Below are 1,726 nucleotides of genomic sequence, written 5' to 3' on the forward strand. Positions count from 1 at the left end.
GATCGACCGCTGGTCAATACGCTGATCGTCGATCACATCAACCCGCGCAATTCGTGGGGGTTCAAGTGGAGCCGCGCCTATCGCAACCCGCCGCATGCTTTCACGGTGAAATTCCGCGACGCCGGTAACGACTATAAAGAGACGGAAAGGATCGTCCGCTGGCCCGGCTACGAGGGCGAGATCACCCTGACCGAGCGCCTGAACCTGCCCGGCAAGGTGCATGCGGCCGAGGTCTGGCGCGAGGCGCGGCGGCGCCAGCTGGAGGTGATCCACCGGCCCGACACCTACGAAGTCACCCAGGACGGCGCCGTGCGCACCGCCACCCGGGGCGACGCCATCGCGCTGAGCCACGACGTGCTCAGCCGCGTGCAGCTCGCCGCCCGGGTCAAATCGGTGCAGGGCGCGGCGGTCGAGATCGATGACGTCGTCTCGATGGCCGCGGGCGAGACCTATGCCGTGCGGTTTCGCGTCTTCGAGACCGAGGAGGACACGGTGGGCATCTCGGTCGTGCGCCCCGTCAGGACTCTGCCGGGCGAGACGCAGATCCTGACGCTGACCGGGTCCGGTCCGATGCCGATCGTCGGTGATCTCGTGCATGTCGGCCCAGCGCGGGTCGAGAGCTACACCCAGATCGTGACGCGGATCGAGGCGACGCAGGACATGTGCGCGATCGTGCGCACGGTCGATGCCGCGCCTCAGATCGACACGATCCTGGCGGCCACGCCGATCCCCGCCTGGTCGAGCCGCGTCGGGGCCGAGATCGACGACAACCTCTTGCAGCCCTCGGCCCCGCGGTTTGTGGCGCTGACCTCTGGCCTTGCCGCGACGGGCCTGGCCAACAGGATCAGCTATGCGGTAACGCCGGGCACCGGGTCGGTTCCGACGATCGAGATCGGTCTGGATCACCGGATTTCCGGCGCCGAGAGCTGGAGCAGCACCACGATTCCGGTGGCCAATGGCGGCGGCACGATCGACAGCTACACGCCCGGGCAGTCAGTCGATCTGCGCGCCCGCGGCATCGGGGCGACGGGCGTCGCGGGACCGTGGTCTGCCACGATCACGATCGTGGTCGGCTCATCCGATGCGGCCTTGCCCGCCGCGCTCGATGCGTCCTCGATCTCGATCACGACGCTGCTGGGCGGGGCGCTGGTCCAGTTCGCCACCGGCGATGACACGGCGACGGCACGGGTGCAGATCTACCGCTCGATCACAACGCTCCTCGACCGCGAAACCGACGCCGTGGGGGCGCCGATCGCGGTCGAGCCCGGGCAGAGCTATGCCACGACGCTTGGTGACACGACCCGCACCGATCTGATCGTCGGCGGCGGGCTGGATGCGGTGGGCTCCTGGACACTGGACGCCGGGTGGACGATCTCGGGCGGTGTCGCGACCCATGCCGCGGGGACTGCTGGCAGGATCTCGCAGGCAGTCGCGCTGACCGGCGGCAAATATTACCGGATCGGCTACGACGTGGTCTCGATCTCCGGCTCGACCGTTCAGGCGGCTCTGATCGGCGCGACGCTGCGTCCCGGCACCTCGGTCTCCACCCCGGGGCCCAAACAGGACCGGATCCAGGCGGTCAGCGGCGGCACCGGCATCGCGATCAGCGCCGAGGCCGGTGCCGCCGCGACGATCGACAACGTCCGCGCCTACCTCGAAACAGACGCCTGCCTGGAGCAGGGCCCCCATCACATCTGGATCGAGCCGCAGAACGCCGCAGGCGTCC

1 pseudogene is annotated in these 1,726 nt (G+C 68.9%); it reads left to right on the plus strand.

The features are described 5' to 3' along the window. Positions 1-1,726 (plus strand): annotated as a pseudogene (locus tag FBT96_RS21350) (phage tail protein); the annotation flags it as partial.

Origin of the sequence: Rhodobacter capsulatus (assembly GCF_005144475.1) — a bacterium.
GTDB lineage: Bacteria > Pseudomonadota > Alphaproteobacteria > Rhodobacterales > Rhodobacteraceae > Rhodobacter > Rhodobacter capsulatus_C.